Origin of the sequence: Haloimpatiens lingqiaonensis, from assembly GCF_901447495.1 — a bacterium.
In the GTDB taxonomy this organism is placed as follows: domain Bacteria; phylum Bacillota; class Clostridia; order Clostridiales; family Clostridiaceae; genus Haloimpatiens; species Haloimpatiens lingqiaonensis.
On the sequence record NZ_CABDWS010000030.1, the window covers coordinates 1 to 15602 of the forward strand.

The following is a 15602-nucleotide window of genomic DNA, read 5'->3' on the forward strand; positions in this document are numbered from 1 at the left end:
GCAACTATGGAATTGGGAGAATCCCCACAGAAAAACATAGATACTTTCTTATCTATACTAAAATATAAAAATAAATAAGTTTATAGTCAGTTAAATGACTGCTATAAACTTATTATACGAGGAGGAATCAAAATGAGTATGTTTTGTTATCAATGTCAGGAAACAGCGAAAAATACAGGTTGTACAGTGAAAGGTGTTTGTGGAAAAAATGAAGAAGTCGCAAATCTTCAGGATCTTCTGATATACACGCTTAAAGGAATTTCAGATATTGTTGTAAAAGGAAAGGTTGATATCAGTAATTTTGATAAGACTAATTATGAGGTTCTAAGCAGCTTGTTTATGACTATTACCAACGCAAACTTTGATGATGCTCATATTGAGGCGCAAATCAGTAAAATGATTAAGCTAAGAGATGAACTAAGAAATTCTGTTAACCTAAACGATTTCCACGATGCATCAATATTCACGGTGGATTCAAGAGAAACTATGATTGAAAAAGCAACATCCGTGGGTGTGCTTTCAACAGAGAATGAAGACATTCGTTCCTTGCGTGAAATGATTATTTATGGACTTAAGGGTATGGCGGCTTATGGCGAACACGCAAAGAATATTGGCAAAGAGGATTTAGATATTAATGCTTTTATTTACGAAGCATTGGCGGCAACACTAGACGATTCTCTTACAGCTGATGACCTTGTTGCATTAACACTCAAGACCGGAGAATACGGTGTTAAGGTAATGGCTTTGTTGGATGAGGCACATACAACGAGATTTGGAAATCCAGAGATTACCGAGGTAAATATCGGGGTAAGAAAAAATCCTGCCATTCTTATTTCGGGTCATGATTTAACTGATCTTGAGCAGCTTCTTGATCAAACTAAGGGCACAGGCGTTGACGTATATACTCATAGTGAGATGCTTCCTGCACATTATTACCCTGCTTTCAAGAAATATGACAACTTTGCAGGAAATTATGGAAACGCATGGTGGAAACAGCTTGACGAATTCGTATCCTTCCGTGGTCCTATTCTCTTTACAACGAACTGCATTGTTCCGCCTAGAAGCGAAGAAGTAAGAGGTAGAATTTTTACTACTGGAGCTACTGGATATCCTGGCTGCACACATATTGAAGCCGATGAAAACGGTAAAAAAGACTTTTCAGAAATTATAGCACTTGCTAAGACACTGCCTTCGCCAGAAGAAATTGAGACAGGAAGCATTGTAGGTGGCTTTGCTCACAATCAGGTGCTGGCACTTGCTGATAAAGTTGTTGAAGCTGTTAAATCAGGTGCAATTAAGAAGTTCTTTGTTATGGCAGGGTGCGATGGAAGAATGAAGTCAAGAGAGTATTATACAGAATTTGCCGAAAAGCTTCCAAAGGATACTATAATACTTACTGCGGGTTGTGCTAAATATCGTTATAACAAGTTGAATTTAGGTGACATTGGTGGAATTCCAAGAGTACTTGATGCAGGTCAGTGTAATGACTCTTATTCACTAGCAGTTATAGCACTAAAACTTAAGGAAGTTTTCGGTCTGGACGATATCAATAAGTTACCAATTGCCTTTAATATAGCTTGGTATGAACAGAAAGCAGTTATTGTTCTTTTGGCATTACTGTATCTAGGTGTGAAAAACATACATCTAGGACCAACACTACCTGGCTTTTTGTCTCCTAATGTGGCAAAGGTTTTGGTTGAGAAATTTGGTATTGCAGGTATTGGTACAGTTGAGGATGATATTAAGTTATTCATGTCATAAAATTAATAAATAAACAATATATAACTCCTGACAATTGATAGCCTTTGTCAGGAGTTGTTTTATAAACGGAGGGATACAGCATGGATAAAAAATCTGTTTTAATAAATGAAATGATTAAATATTATGCAAGTGATGTGAAAAGAATTAATCATTTTATGAAAGTATATAGCTTCGCAAAAACAATTGGAGAGATGGAGAAGGTAGATTGCTTAAACCAAGAAGTTTTAGAAATTGCAGCAATTGTTCATGATATTGGAATTAAATTAAGTGAGCAGAAATATAATTCGAGTTCAGGAAAGTATCAACAAATTGAAGGACCTGCTTTAGCAAAGAAATTACTTGAAAAGCTTGATTTTGAAGACACTATAATTTCAAGAGTGTGTTTTATTGTAGGACATCATCATACATATACAGCTATTGATGGCATAGATTTTCAAATTCTTGTTGAAGCAGATTTTTTAATCAATATATATGAAGATGAAATTTCGCAGGAAGCAATTTGTAAAATAAGAGACAATTATTATAAAACGGATGCAGGGATAAACTTTTTGAAACAAATGTATTTATCATAGTCTAAACTAAGAATTAAGAATACTTTTTGATATAGAAAAAATAAGAACACCCGCAAGATTTAGTGTCCTAGACTTTGCGGGTGTAAAGATATATAGTTTATGAATTATGATTCAAGAATTTTGCCATCAGTTGAAATTGTTATGACTTGCCAAGGAATGAGTTTTCCACTGTTTTGAAGGGCTGTCTTAACAGCATTTTCAATACCACCACAGCATGGAACTTCCATTCTTACTACTGTCAAAGATTTTATATTATTCACTTTTAGTATGGCAGTGAACTTTTCGCTGTAATCACCTTCATCCAGCTTTGGACAGCCTATAAGGGTTATTTTGTTTTTCATAAATTCATTGTGAAAATTGCCATATGCATATGCTGTACAGTCGGCTGCAATTAGTAGGTGAGCATTATTAAAGTAAGGTGCGTTTGGTGGAGCAAGTTTAATTTGTACTGGCCACTGGTTCAATTGGGTTTGTATTGTTGCAGATGTTTCTGCCTTGGTTTCACTAATAACATTACGCTTGAACGTTTTTGATTGAGTACCAGGACAACCACAAGCCAAATTTTCAGGTTGCTTATTTTCCATATTCATCTTTACCGCCGCCTCATCATATGCTACTGCTTCTCTTTCTTCAAAACTGATTGCATTGGTTGGGCAAGCCGGTAAACAGTCACCAAGTCCGTCACAATAATCATCACGAAGAAGCTTCGCTTTTCCGTTTACCATACCAATGGCTCCTTCGTGACAGGCTGTAACACATAATCCGCAACCATTACATTTATCTTCATCTATTTTTATTATTTTTCTAATCATTTTGAAGTCCTCTTTGTTTTTTATAGTATTAGTATAGTATAATGAACATAAGATGTCGGTTGCATTTGCAACATAAGAGGTGAGCTATGAAGAAATATCTTAAGCAACTACAAAATAATGAATTGTTCAATAATTTTAATTTGAATGATTTGGAAAGTATTTTAAATTGCCTATCTGCAAAGGTTAATTATTATAAAAAAAAGGATTTGATAATACAACAAGGTGCTCATGTTCACTATGTTGGAATAGTTTTGTCAGGTGGCATTCAAATAATAAAAGAAGATATCGAAGGTAATATCAATATTCTTTCTCATTTAGGTATTAATGATATTTTTGCAGAAGCATTTGCATATGCTGATATTTATGAATGTCCTATTACAGTGCAAGCCACTGAGAATTGCGAAATAATGTTTATTGATTGTAAACGAATCATCAAAACGTGTAATAATGCCTGTGTTTTTTATTGGAATCTGATAGAAAATATGCTTTCTATGATTGCAAGAAAAAATATAATGCTGAATCAAAAAATGGAGATATTATCAAAACGTACTACAAGAGAAAAGCTATTAGCATTTTTCAATACACAAGTTCAAATGAATCATTCAAAAAAATTTTCAATACCTTATAACCGAGAAGGACTTGCATTTTATCTTTGTGTAGATAGAAGTGCACTGTCACGTGAGCTATCTAATATGCGAGATGAAGGATTGTTAAAATTCAATAAGAATGAATTTGAAATTCTTTAAAATAAATTAGTTACTATTTTTTAAAAGATTATATTAAGGAGGAATTTTTTATGAAGGTTGGATTAATTAGATGTATGCAAACAGAGGATATGTGTCCTGGAACAACAGATTTTAAAGTCATTAAAGAAAAAAAGTGTGCATTCGAAGGAGTAGAAGGAGACATTGAGATTATAGGGTTTAATACTTGCGGAGGATGCCCTGGCAAAAAAGCAGTAACAAGAGCTGCAGAAATGGTTAAAAGAGGTGCTGATACCATAGTTTTGTGCTCTTGTATTACGAAAGGGAATCCCATTGGTTTTGCCTGTCCACATGCTAAGGAAATGAAAGAAGCAATTATTAAAAAACTAGGCGATAGTGTAACTATTATAGATTATACGCACTAAACGTAGCTTTTAATAAAATGATTACTTAATATTTCACCTATCCCCACAACCTTTAGGCTGTCAACAATATGTCTAAGGAACTTGCGTTATTTATTCTATAATATAGAAAAAATAAGGGTGAAACTCGGTCGAAGTTATTATAATATGTTACCTAAACGAAAGTGGGTTGAGTTGACATTATAAAAGTCCTCTCGAGCCACGTTGAAAATGTAGTATTAATAACCAAGAAGAACATGGGCTTATAAGATTTTTAATTTAAGGGATATGTACATTTTTACAATTCTTCCACCAAAAGTTTAGTTAAATGGGGAATTTGATGAAATGATATTGAGATGTAGTTTTAAGGATTAAAATAAAATAGTTTAAAATTTAAGATATAAAAAATTAAACTGATGCAAATATAATTCTTTACTTAAATATATTTGCATCAGTTTTTTTAAAATTTCCCACGAAAATACTTTGATTATCTTTGAATCATTTATATGGGATTAAAGTTTAATTTGTATATATGTTTATTTTTATAATTGGCATTTGACAATAACTCTAAATAGGAGTAATATGATATTGGCAAATGCCAATATTATATTTTAGGAGATGATTTTATGGCAGAGTGCAATACATGTCCATCAAATTCTGGATGTTCAAAAGATAAAAAAAGTTGTATGGTTAAAAATAATCCATTAAACAATGTCAAAAAAATTATTGCTGTTATGAGTGGAAAAGGGGGAGTAGGTAAGTCATCAATATCTGTACTTATTGCCAAATATTTAAAACAGCTTGGATATAGTGTAGGAGTTTTAGATGCTGATATAACAGGACCGAGTGTTCCAAGACTTCTTGGACTTAGAGGAAAGGGAGTAGAAAACAATGAAGGAATGATGGTACCTGTTGAAACTTTTGATGGTATAAAGGTTATGTCATTAAATTTTCTTACTGAAAATGAAGACGATCCTGTAATTTGGAGAGGTCCAATGATTTCAGGTGTAGTTCAACAGTTTTGGACAGAGGTGCTTTGGGGAAATCTTGACTATTTAGTAATTGATATGCCACCTGGTACAGGTGATGTTGCTTTAACAGTAATGCAATCTATTCCAATAAGTGGTATAGTGATGGTTTCAGTTCCACAGGATCTTGTTTCTATGATAGTTTCAAAAGCAATAAACATGGCAAAAAAAATGAATATTAATGTTTTGGGTGTTATAGAAAATATGAGTTATATAACTTGTCCTGATTGTGGTAAAAAAATAAAACTTTTTAATGGAGAAAATATAGATAAGTTCTTAGAAGGAATGAATTTAAAATTATTAGGAGAACTCCCTATGTTAAATAGTATAAGCAACTTAAGTGATTATTCCTATGAAAATGCAAATGAAAGTCTTGAATTGATTTTCAATCCTATAGTGACAAATATAATAAAGGAATTGGAGGAATAATAATGAAAATGAAAATTTTGGTGATAGAAAAAGATACTGAAAATCTAATTGATATGAGATTTGTATGATATGAATGTATCTAGATTTAATGAATTATCAAAAACGAAGGATGATTTTATGAAAGATGATTTGATATCTTTTAAGAAGCTCTTAGAGAAAAATGGATATAAGTTTACTATAGGTAAGAGAATAGTGTTAAAAACCATTTTAGATAGTAAAACTCATTTAAATGTAAAAGAGATATATGAGAAAATAAAAGAATACCATATAGGACTTGCTACAGTTTATAGAGCTTTAAAGGTATTTAAGGAATTGGCAATAGTAAAAGAAATAAATATTAATGGAACAAGTTATTATGAAATGAAAATATTTAGTGGAAAACCCTTGCATATTCATTTTAAATGTTTTAAATGTAATAGTATAATTGATATAGATAGTCAAAGTATAAATTTTGAATATGTAAAGTTAAATAAAAAAGTTGAAGAAGAAAATAATTTGGAAATATATGATTCAAACATTATGTTTGTAGGATTATGTAGTAAATGCAAGGAGGAATCAAAGTGCCTAGACCAACAAAATTTAGAAGAGTAGAATTTTTTCCTAAGGATACTTATTTTGTTCCATGGGGTAAGCCTAAATGCGATATTGAAGAAATAGTATTAAAAGTAGAAGAACTTGAAGCAATGAGGCTTAAGGATATTGAGGGGTTAAATCAAGAAGAGTGTGCTGAAAGAATGCAGGTATCAAGACAAACCTTTCAAAATATCATAGATAGTGCAAGAAAAAAGATAGCTATTGCTTTAACTGAAGGGAATGCTATAAGGATAAATGGTGGAAATTACAGAGCCACATTTTGTAAATTTAAATGCTTTAACTGCGGAAATTTATATGAAATGAACTATGAACAGGATAAATATAACTGTCCTGTTTGTGGTTCAGATAAAATTATGTGTAGTAAAAAGGCAGAGATTTGTAAAAAATGGTGTAAAAACACAGATTAATAGAATAGGATGCCTAAGATAATTCTATGGGTGCGCTATATTCTTCCAATGGTTTTATAATAACTATTAGTATAAATAATTATTGACATATGCCCAAAAACGAGTATAATGGTTGTAAAGGGCAAATGCCCAAAACTAAAATTAAAAAGGAGATGAGTTTATGCCAAGAAGAGATGGTACAGGTCCAATGGGAATGGGCTCAATGACAGGAAGAGGTATGGGCTTATGTAGTACAGCTAAAGTTCTTGGTGCAATTGGAGGAGTAGGTTTAGGATTAGGATTAGGTTTAGGTTGCAGAAGAGGCTTGAGAAGAAATGGCTTTAACAATGCAATGAATTCTGAAAATCAAAAGGATTTACTCAAAGAACAAAAGGTCATTCTTGAAAACAGACTTAATGTAATTGAGAGTGAATTAAATACTTTTCAAGATGATAAATAAATAAGGGGTGGATTTCCACCCTTTATTTATATGACCAATGTATGTTGCGGAGGTGTAGTAAGCAATGGCAAGACCTAGAAAATGGAGGAGAGTTTGTGCATTACCAGAAGTAGATGAATTTGGACCTATTAATGTGGCTAAAAGCGCAAGTGAATTAATGATAATGACGGTAGAGGAATATGAAACTATAAGACTTATGGATTTAGAAGGATTAAATCAAGAACAATGTGCAGAGATAATGGGAGTTGCACGTTCTACGGTACAAAGAATATATGATGATGCTCGTAGGAAAATAGCAGATAGCTTGGTAAATGGTAAGATACTGAAAATAGAAGGTGGTGACTATAAGCTTTGTAGTGACTTTGGAGATAGAGAAAATTGTGAAAGATGTATTTGCGGTAGACATAGGCATGGAAGAAATAGAAAAATAGGGGATTAGGCATGCATATGAAGAGAGGACTTATGAATAGTTAGTTAGGAGTGAGACATGTGAATGATATGCAAACAAACTTAAATTATTCTGTAAAGAAAAGTTTAAGGGTTTATTTACAAAATAGCATGAAGCAACTGAAAGGAGACATTTTTTTTCAATATGTTCTTATAGCATTAATGCTTAAAGGATTATTTTTTATATGTATTGTACCAAGTGTAAATGCCTCTAAAATTGATATTATACATGCATTTATGAGTGTTCCACCTATAATTTTACAAGGGGCCTTTATTGCTATGTTTTTATCCATATCCTTTCTATTCAAGGGTAGGGGGCATATTTGGAGTTTAATAGTTTTAGATATTATTATTACAATACTATTTATAGCTGACATATGGTATTATAGGGGATACTCATCTTATTTATCACCACATTTATTAAAGCAGTTTACTAATTTAGATAACTTAGGCAGTTCTGTTTTATCCATGTTTCACACCATCGATTTAGTTTTTATAATAGACATAGTATTTTTTATATTTTTAGCAATACGAAATAAAAATTTATATAAGGGTGTAGAAAGAAATGTACTTTTATTTATTTTTGTTCTTGTAATTTCTATTGGTTATGTGGTTTATGACCACTATAAAGTAGATGTTTACGGAAGGGGATTTGAAAATCAAAGAATTTGGAAGGGAAGTTGGTCTCCTAATCAAACTTTATCAAATCTTGGTCCCATAGGATATCATATTAATGACATTTTCGTTTACTTTGATGAGTGTAAGCAATATGTTTTATCAGAAAGTGAAAAGAAAGAAATTAAACAGTGGTATGATGAAAAACAAGAAAACTTACCAGATAATAAGTATAAGGGGATATTCAAGGGAAAAAATTTAATTGTTCTGCAAGTAGAATCTTTAGAAACTTTTATGATAGGAAAGAAAATAAATGGACAAGAGATTACTCCTAATATAAATAAACTTTTAAAGGAGAGTATGTATTTTCCTAATGTTCATGAGCAGGTTTGGAATGGGACAAGTTCCGATTGCGATTTAATGATTAATACATCTGTTTCACCTGTAAGAAGTGGAAGTACTTTTTTCCGTTATCCGGGGAATAAATATAATTCTTTACCAAATTTATTAGAAAACAGGGGTTACTCAACTTTAGCAATACACCCAGATAAGGGAGCTTATTGGAATTGGATGCAAGCATTATATTCCATAGGGTTTAATAAGTGTATTGATGAAGCTTCTTTTAAGGGAGATGAGTTTATAGGTCTGGGAATTAGTGATGGCACTTATTTAAAACAAGTTGTGCCAATGATATCAAAGCAAAAGAAGCCTTTTTATACCTTTATGGTTACATTAACAAGTCATTGTCCTTTTGAGTTACCGAGTAACCTGAAGGAATTGAATTTAGAAAAAAGGTTTGAGGGAACTAAATTAGGTGCAAGCTTTCAAGCCTTCCATTATACAGATAAACATATTGGATTATTTTTAGAAAATATAGATAAAGAGATTGGTTTAGATAACACCGTGGTAGTTATTACTGGAGATCATACTGGTGTGCATAAATTTTATCAAGATGAAATTTCAAAAATAAAGCCTTCAGAGTTATGGTGGGCAGAAAAAAATATGAAAGTTCCTCTTATCATATACAGTAAGGGTTCCAAGGGACAAGTAATAAATATAAATGGCGGTCAGCTGGATATTATGCCAACCGTAGCTTATTTAATGGGAATAGAGGAAAAAGAGTTTAGTCATACAGCTATGGGGCGTATTTTAGTTAAGACTAATAGGAATTATACATTTTTAGCTACTCGTAAATTTATTGGAAAAGGCACTAAAGAAGAAGAGGAGCATACACTTAAAACAATAGATTTAGGAGATAAGTTAATAAGGAGCAATTATTTTGATAAAAAATAATTTTAATAAGGAGAATCGCCATGAAGATAGTATGTTGGGAACTTAATAATGAGGATACAAAGCATATAATTAAGCTAAAACATAATGCTTTTAGTGGAAAGAGTTCACTGTATTGTGATGATAAATTTATTATGAAAAAGAGAGCTTTATTAGGAGATGAAGTGAAGTTATCTTTTAATGTGGAAGATAAGCAATGTAATTTGGATATAGTTCCAAATAAACTAGCATACGAATACAATCTTACAGTAAACGAATATGGTGCACTAAATATACTGAGGGAAGAAAAATCTAAGATTGAATGGTGGGCTTGGTTATTTGCAGCAGCATGTCTTATTATACCAATAGTATTTATTGAAAGTTTGATACTTGCTATTATCGGTATAGGTGGAGCTGTAAAGTGTTTATCTATAGCAGCAAAAGGTAATAAAGAAAGAAAAAATAAAATAGCCTTGTGTGCTAAAACTACTGTCATTTCATGGGCATATTTAGGAATATTTTATTTGATTGTTAATCATGTTACGGAGTATTTCTTAAAAATATATACTTAGATGATTAACCCACAATAAGGTAGAATGTAATGGAATTATGAAATTTCTCCTCCATGACTTGCATAAGAGCTTGGAACAATAAATTTAATTTAAGAAATTCTAATCTTTTAGCCATATAAAATTATCTAACGCTCACATTCAGCGTCCTGCCTCAGGTTCGCTAGCCTGGCGTCCTTGCCAGGCTTACGATAATTTTATCTGTCTAAAAGAAGAATTTCTAAAATTAAATTTAAATAGTTTCTTCGCTTCTTATGCAACTCATTCCAGAGAAATTTCATAATTCAAGCAATGTAATACTTATTGTGGGTTAATCCTTAGATAAATTAGATATAAAATATTTACATGATTTATATGGAAGAATGCATAAATTTAATTTACATAAATTTATGAATGTCTTTCATAAGCCATAATAATGCTTTTTTAAATCTATAGGGTATTTTTGTAAAATGCCCACCCTCATTCCAGTCAAGTATAATATTCCCTTTAAATGAAAGTTGCTTTTCTAATATATTAAATGCTTCGCGTGTACAACTTCCTACTTTAGCTATACGTTTATTGCGGCTTTTCTCCTCACCTCTACCAAGAGACATATATACCTTTGCAGAGACATTTACAGGTATATGAGAATTCATAAATTCTACCCAATCATCATACCACAATGAACCAGAGAGGCTTCCTATTTTACCAAAGGCTCCAAAGTTATAAAGAGCGTATAATGAAACAAGTGCTCCTAAAGAATATCCAATAAGTGCAGTATTTGAAGGTTCAGGTTTTGTTTTATAGTGCTCATCCATAAATGGCTTAATAGTATTTGTAAGAACATTAAGATAATCTAGGGCACCTCCTTCAAAAGACTCGCCCTTTTTTGTTAGAGACTTAGCAGGCCATGGGGTAAAATCCTCATTCCAGTTTTTTGACTGAATGCCTAAAAGTATAAATTCGCCATAGTCCGCACCAAAGTGGGGTTCTATATCTTCCATAAAATCTTGTTCTATAGAATCTCCATTTATATATACAACAGGATAATTTTTATGGCTTGTGTAGTATTCTGAGGGAAGATATAATGAACACTCATAATCAGAGATGGTTAAATTGTGTATATGGCCTTTCATTGTTTTCACCTCATTATGGATTATTTTTTCATAGCATTATTTTAATATATGATTAACCCACAAAAAGCATTATATTACTTGAATTATGAAATTTCTCAAATTAAATTTATTGTTCCGAGCTTTTATGCAAGTCATGGAGGAGAAATTTCATAATTCCACCACATTGTACCTTATTGTGGGTTAATCAATATATTAAATAATACTAAGAATAATACTAAGAATATTATACCATCCTATTAAGGAATAAACTTAGGGTTAAGAAATAAATCTTTTATTTTGTACGTGAGAAAAACATAGTTACTTAATGGGTAATACTGTGATGTGATTATATAAACAAGGAAACTCCTCTTTCTAATTTACGTTATAGTATATTATAAAGAAGGTTATCCTGTTAAAGGTGATTTGGCCTTTTGGCAAAAGGTTTTTTCTTGCACAAGAAGATAGAAATTGATAAAATTTAAGAAGTATCCAGACTTAAAATAAGTGTAAATAAAAATGTATTTACAAAAATAGGAGATATCTTGTATGAAAAATAAAACCACTAGAGAGAAAAATAAAGCTGATAGAGGTAATAATAAAACCACTAGAGAGAAAAATAAAACCACTAGAGAGAATAATAAAACAATGTGCAAAAAAAATACTAAGGTAAAAGAATTAAATTCAAAAGAGAATAAGCAAGTAGTATGTCCTAAATACAAGGAATGTGGAGCATGCGAAAATTTGCATATACCTTATGAAAAACAGTTAAAAGATAAAGAAATTGAAGTTAAAAAATTGTTAGGAAAAAATATATATGTACATCCTGTAATAGGAATGAAAAATCCTTATCATTATAGAAATAAGGTTCATGCAGTATTTCATAGAGAGAAAAGTGGAAATATAATTTCTGGAATATACAAGGCAGGAACTCACAAGGTAATACCTGTGGAAAAATGTTATATTGAAGACAGAAAAGCAGATGAAATAATTGTTTCTATTCGTGGACTTTTAAAGTCCTTTAAAATAAATCCTTATGATGAGGATAAAAGAGAGGGACTTTTAAGGCATGTGCTAATAAGAAAAGGATTCTCAACTGGCGAGATTATGGTAGTTTTAGTGGTGGCATGCACAAGATTTCCATCTAAAAATAACTTTGTAAAGGCGCTTCGTAAATTGCATCCAGAGATAACCACTATTGTACTAAATATAAATAATAAAAGCACCAGTATGGTTCTTGGAGATAGGGAGCAGGTCATATATGGTAAAGGCTATATTGAAGATGTGCTTTTAGGGTGTACTTTTAGGATTTCGTCACGTTCTTTTTATCAAGTTAACCCTATCCAAACTCAAGTTCTTTATGAAAAAGCCATTGAGCTTGCAGAGCTTACAGGAAAGGAAAAGGTTATTGATGCCTATTGTGGCATTGGTACAATTGGACTTATAGCAAGTAAACATGCAAAGAAGGTTATTGGAGTTGAATTAAATGGCGATGCTGTAAGGGATGCTATTTTTAATGCAAAGAGAAATAAAATTAATAATGTCACATTCTATGCAGGTGATGCTGGAGAATTTATGGAAGACATGGCATGTAGAGGTGAAAGTGCAGATGTAGTTATTATGGATCCTCCAAGAAGTGGTAGCACCGAAAAATTTATGGATTCTATAGTGAAGATGGGTCCCAAAAGGGTGGTGTACATCTCCTGTAACCCAGAAACCTTAGCAAGAGACCTTAAGTATATGAATAAGAAGGGCTATATAGCCAAGGAGGCATGGCCGGTGGACATGTTTGCTATGACGCCACATGTGGAAACCATAGTTGCACTACATCGGACCAATTCGTAAGAATCCTTGATTTTAGGCACTTTGAGAGACATTTCACTTTCTCACAAAGTGACCGAAAAACATACAAAAAGGCAGTCTTGGATGGAGTCAACGTATCTGTAGTTCTCGATGTGGTGTCTCGGAACATATGAGAGACCAAGGAAAATTCACTATTTAACTAAATAAGAGTAAAAGGCATGAAGCCGTTCATTTTCAAGAAATTGAGAATGGGCGGCTTCTTTGCGTTATTGGAAAGGAGAAGCAATGGACAAGATTATTATGGTGAATCTGAATGAACTGCATGATTTCAAGAATCATCCATTTAAGGTAGAAGAAAATGCAGAGTTATTCGAACTGACACAGAGTATTGAGCAGGAAGGCGTGATTGTTCCCTTACTTGCAAGACCAAACCCTTACGGTGATGGTTATGAATTAATAGCAGGGCATCGTAGAAAAGCAGCATGTAATTGGGCGGGATTAGCAAAAGTACCTGTTGTCGTGAGAAATCTGGACGACAATCAGGCAATCATTGCGATGGTTGACAGTAATCTCCAACGAGAGAATATCAGACCAAGCGAGAAAGCTTATGCTTTTAAGATGAAACTGGAAGCCATGAACAGACAAGGGAAAAGAATCGATAGCACTTCGGTCCAAGTTGAGCCGAAGCCAGAAGGCGGGATGCGAAGCAATGAGCTTCTTGCAAAGCAGGTGGGAGAAAGCGTGGCGCAGATTAAGCGGTATATCCGTCTGACCAATCTGATTCCCAAGATACTGGATATGGTAGATGAAGGAAAAATCGCATTTACAATTGCGGTGGAACTTTCTTATTTAAAGGAAGAAGAACAGTATGAGCTTCATGCTGTTATGGACTTAGAGCAGTGCACTCCATCTTTATCCCAGGCGAATCGCATGAAACGAATGAGCCAGTCGGGGAAACTTGATATGGATCAGATGTATGAAGTCCTCGGAGAGGAAAAGCCGAATCAGAGGGAGCAGCTTAAAATCAACGCAGATTCTTTATCAAAATATTTTCCATCAGATTATACACCAAAGCAGAAGGTGGAGCTGATTGAAAAGCTGGTGAAGGATTGGCATGAGCAACAAAGTATGGAGATGAAGCCGATTCACAAAGGAAGAGGCAGATAGCAACACCGTAGAGAGGAGCAGAGAGATTATGAGCAAAGAGAAATCATTATTTGAACAATTAGGTGGAACTTATACGGAAGGTGAAGATGGATTATTATACCCGAACCTTGCTGTAAGCGAAACGGATGTAACGAATATAAATGAATTTGCAGGAATGCATGGAGATATCTGGAAGAGGTATCTGAAAGAGAACCATCCAGACAGATATCGCCACTTGGTAAGACTTGGAGAATTACAGAAGCAGGCATTGGAAGTAAATGAGGAAGCCATTGAAATGATTGATGCCATCACGAATCAGTATCTGAAATCACACAAGCCGAGCAATCCATCATCCACAATGGAACTATGGAAACTTAGAGAACAGGCAAAGCAAACAGCAGAGGAGGTTGTATTTCATGACATCGTATACAGATTTTACTAGAGGTAGTTCAAACAGAAGCAACAACAGTAATTGCAATTCAGGCAATCACAACATTATAAACAATAACAATGGTTTATTCAGCGAAAACGCTGAGGAAAGAGAGGATTTTATGACAGAAAGAATTAGAGAATACAACATGAATGGAACAATGATTATCGGAGTAGACACAGGTTATGGCAATGTAAAGACAGCCAGAAGATGTTTTTCGACCGCAGTAAGCTGTAGTGACAAGCCACCAATTTTCAGCAGAGATTATATCCAGTTTGATGAGAAATTCTATATTATCGGGGAAGGTCACAAAGGATTTGTAGCAGATAAGGTCACAGATGAGGATAACTATATCCTTACAATGGCAGCGGTTGTGAAGGAGCTAGAGGCAAGGGGCATGGCAGATACCAGAAACTTTGCAAAGATTCATCTGGCAGTAGGACTTCCGTTAAAATGGGTGCAGGCACAGAGGGAAGAATTCAGATGCTATATGTTAAAAAACACCCATGTAACTATTGAATATAAGAAGCGAATCTATGAACTAGAGATTGCAGGATGTACAGTTATGCCACAGTGCTATGCGGCGGTAGCTGAGAATCTGAAATTCTTTCAGGGAATGAACCTGCTTGTAGATATTGGAAATGGCACACTGAATCTGATGATGTTAAACAATGGAAGAGCAATGGAGAGTAAATCGTGGACGGAAAAGCTTGGAATCAATCAGTGCATGATTCGTATTCGAAATAAGGTTCGTGATGAGACAGGAACGGAACTGATGAGCGATGTCATTGAGAATTTCTTTCGGTTGGGAGACACCGATGTGACAGAGCCTTATGCGTCTTTAATGAAGGAAGCAGCTAAAGAATATGTGAAGGAGATTTTCCAGAAACTGAAAGATTATGAATACAATGAAAAGCTCATGAAACTTTATGTCATGGGCGGTGGAGCTACTATCATGGAGGCATTTGGAGAATATGATCCAGCCAGAGTGACATTTGATCATGATATTAAAGCGAATGCAAAAGGATTTGAGTATTACTGCTATATGATTCTCAGACATCAGCAGGGCAGAAAGTAGGTGGTTA

The 15602-nt window shown here is 33.4% G+C and carries 17 protein-coding genes; 15 read left to right on the forward strand and 2 right to left on the reverse strand.

Going from position 1 to position 15602, the window contains the following annotated elements:
* Positions 1–132 precede the first annotated feature (132 nt).
* A complete protein-coding gene (hcp, locus tag FGK85_RS07600; RefSeq protein WP_138205282.1) occupies positions 133–1761 on the forward strand; it encodes a hydroxylamine reductase in 1629 nt (542 codons plus the stop codon).
* An 80-nt stretch (positions 1762–1841) separates the two neighbouring features.
* Positions 1842–2333 carry an HD domain-containing protein gene (locus tag FGK85_RS07605; RefSeq protein WP_138205283.1) on the forward strand — a complete coding sequence of 164 codons (492 nt, stop codon included), beginning with the start codon at positions 1842–1844 and terminating at the stop codon, positions 2331–2333.
* Between the two features lie 104 nt (positions 2334–2437).
* On the opposite strand, the gene FGK85_RS07610 is transcribed toward FGK85_RS07605, so the two are convergent.
* Positions 2438–3145 carry an ATP-binding protein gene (locus FGK85_RS07610; RefSeq protein WP_138205286.1) on the reverse strand — a complete coding sequence of 236 codons (708 nt, stop codon included), beginning with the start codon at positions 3143–3145 and terminating at the stop codon, positions 2438–2440.
* Positions 3146–3231: 86 nt separating this feature from the next.
* On the opposite strand from FGK85_RS07610, the gene FGK85_RS07615 reads away from it, so the two are divergent.
* From FGK85_RS07615 to FGK85_RS07655, 9 genes are all read left to right on the forward strand, one after another.
* Positions 3232–3891: a Crp/Fnr family transcriptional regulator gene (locus tag FGK85_RS07615; protein ID WP_138205288.1), complete on the forward strand. Its 660-nt coding sequence runs from the start codon at positions 3232–3234 to the stop codon at positions 3889–3891.
* Between the two features lie 50 nt (positions 3892–3941).
* Positions 3942–4274, forward strand: coding sequence for a CGGC domain-containing protein (locus FGK85_RS07620; RefSeq protein ID WP_138205290.1), 333 nt, complete (start codon positions 3942–3944; stop codon positions 4272–4274).
* A gap of 602 nt (positions 4275–4876) precedes the next feature.
* Positions 4877–5707, forward strand: a complete 831-nt coding sequence (locus tag FGK85_RS07625; RefSeq protein ID WP_138205292.1) for an Mrp/NBP35 family ATP-binding protein — start codon at positions 4877–4879, stop codon at positions 5705–5707.
* A 117-nt stretch (positions 5708–5824) separates the two neighbouring features.
* Positions 5825–6298, forward strand: coding sequence for a Fur family transcriptional regulator (locus FGK85_RS07630; protein WP_138205350.1), 474 nt, complete (start codon positions 5825–5827; stop codon positions 6296–6298).
* On the forward strand, positions 6268–6708 hold the full coding sequence (locus tag FGK85_RS07635; protein WP_138205294.1) for a DUF134 domain-containing protein: 441 nt from the start codon (positions 6268–6270) through the stop codon (positions 6706–6708). Before FGK85_RS07630 ends, FGK85_RS07635 begins: the two co-directional genes overlap by 31 nt.
* 160 nt (positions 6709–6868) lie before the next feature.
* The gene (locus FGK85_RS07640) at positions 6869–7147 is read left to right on the forward strand and encodes a DUF5320 domain-containing protein (RefSeq protein WP_138205296.1); all 279 of its coding nucleotides are present in this window, start codon (positions 6869–6871) and stop codon (positions 7145–7147) included.
* 64 nt (positions 7148–7211) lie between these two features.
* Entirely contained in the window at positions 7212–7586 is a 375-nt protein-coding gene (locus FGK85_RS07645; protein WP_138205298.1) for a DUF134 domain-containing protein, read from the forward strand.
* A 59-nt stretch (positions 7587–7645) separates the two neighbouring features.
* The gene (locus FGK85_RS07650; protein WP_243122837.1) at positions 7646–9502 is read left to right on the forward strand and encodes an LTA synthase family protein; all 1857 of its coding nucleotides are present in this window, start codon (positions 7646–7648) and stop codon (positions 9500–9502) included.
* A gap of 20 nt (positions 9503–9522) precedes the next feature.
* Positions 9523–10050, forward strand: a complete 528-nt coding sequence (locus FGK85_RS07655; protein WP_138205303.1) for a hypothetical protein — start codon at positions 9523–9525, stop codon at positions 10048–10050.
* 374 nt (positions 10051–10424) lie between these two features.
* Here FGK85_RS07655 and FGK85_RS07660 read toward each other — a convergent pair whose 3' ends face one another.
* Positions 10425–11162, reverse strand: a complete 738-nt coding sequence (locus FGK85_RS07660) for an alpha/beta hydrolase (RefSeq protein ID WP_138205305.1) — start codon at positions 11160–11162, stop codon at positions 10425–10427.
* Between the two features lie 525 nt (positions 11163–11687).
* On the opposite strand from FGK85_RS07660, the gene rlmD reads away from it, so the two are divergent.
* The 4 genes from rlmD (at position 11688) to FGK85_RS07680 (ending at position 15595) form a co-directional block, all read left to right on the forward strand.
* Positions 11688–12983, forward strand: coding sequence for a 23S rRNA (uracil(1939)-C(5))-methyltransferase RlmD (gene rlmD, locus FGK85_RS07665; RefSeq protein ID WP_138205307.1), 1296 nt, complete (start codon positions 11688–11690; stop codon positions 12981–12983).
* Positions 12984–13226: 243 nt separating this feature from the next.
* The gene (locus tag FGK85_RS07670; protein ID WP_138205309.1) at positions 13227–14108 is read left to right on the forward strand and encodes a ParB/RepB/Spo0J family partition protein; all 882 of its coding nucleotides are present in this window, start codon (positions 13227–13229) and stop codon (positions 14106–14108) included.
* Positions 14109–14136: 28 nt separating this feature from the next.
* Positions 14137–14529, forward strand: a complete 393-nt coding sequence (locus FGK85_RS07675; protein ID WP_138205311.1) for a TnpV protein — start codon at positions 14137–14139, stop codon at positions 14527–14529.
* Positions 14504–15595 (forward strand): ParM/StbA family protein, encoded by a 1092-nt coding sequence (locus FGK85_RS07680; protein ID WP_243122836.1) that lies wholly within the window; start codon positions 14504–14506, stop codon positions 15593–15595. The genes FGK85_RS07675 and FGK85_RS07680 overlap by 26 nt, the downstream gene beginning before the upstream one ends.
* Positions 15596–15602 lie beyond the last annotated feature (7 nt).

Excerpts from the sequence above, each read along its gene's own strand:
- hcp (WP_138205282.1), top strand. The coding sequence starts at position 133 with ATGAGTATGTTTTGTTATCAATGTCAGGAAACAGCGAAAAATACAGGT.
- FGK85_RS07605 (WP_138205283.1), top strand. The coding sequence starts at position 1,842 with ATGGATAAAAAATCTGTTTTAATAAATGAAATGATTAAATATTATGCA.
- FGK85_RS07610 (WP_138205286.1), bottom strand. The coding sequence starts at position 3,145 with ATGATTAGAAAAATAATAAAAATAGATGAAGATAAATGTAATGGTTGC.
- FGK85_RS07615 (WP_138205288.1), top strand. The coding sequence starts at position 3,232 with ATGAAGAAATATCTTAAGCAACTACAAAATAATGAATTGTTCAATAAT.
- FGK85_RS07620 (WP_138205290.1), top strand. The coding sequence starts at position 3,942 with ATGAAGGTTGGATTAATTAGATGTATGCAAACAGAGGATATGTGTCCT.
- FGK85_RS07625 (WP_138205292.1), top strand. The coding sequence starts at position 4,877 with ATGGCAGAGTGCAATACATGTCCATCAAATTCTGGATGTTCAAAAGAT.
- FGK85_RS07630 (WP_138205350.1), top strand. The coding sequence starts at position 5,825 with ATGAAAGATGATTTGATATCTTTTAAGAAGCTCTTAGAGAAAAATGGA.
- FGK85_RS07640 (WP_138205296.1), top strand. The coding sequence starts at position 6,869 with ATGCCAAGAAGAGATGGTACAGGTCCAATGGGAATGGGCTCAATGACA.
- FGK85_RS07645 (WP_138205298.1), top strand. The coding sequence starts at position 7,212 with ATGGCAAGACCTAGAAAATGGAGGAGAGTTTGTGCATTACCAGAAGTA.
- FGK85_RS07650 (WP_243122837.1), top strand. The coding sequence starts at position 7,646 with ATGCAAACAAACTTAAATTATTCTGTAAAGAAAAGTTTAAGGGTTTAT.
- FGK85_RS07655 (WP_138205303.1), top strand. The coding sequence starts at position 9,523 with ATGAAGATAGTATGTTGGGAACTTAATAATGAGGATACAAAGCATATA.
- FGK85_RS07660 (WP_138205305.1), bottom strand. The coding sequence starts at position 11,162 with ATGAAAGGCCATATACACAATTTAACCATCTCTGATTATGAGTGTTCA.
- rlmD (WP_138205307.1), top strand. The coding sequence starts at position 11,688 with ATGAAAAATAAAACCACTAGAGAGAAAAATAAAGCTGATAGAGGTAAT.
- FGK85_RS07670 (WP_138205309.1), top strand. The coding sequence starts at position 13,227 with ATGGACAAGATTATTATGGTGAATCTGAATGAACTGCATGATTTCAAG.
- FGK85_RS07675 (WP_138205311.1), top strand. The coding sequence starts at position 14,137 with ATGAGCAAAGAGAAATCATTATTTGAACAATTAGGTGGAACTTATACG.
- FGK85_RS07680 (WP_243122836.1), top strand. The coding sequence starts at position 14,504 with ATGACATCGTATACAGATTTTACTAGAGGTAGTTCAAACAGAAGCAAC.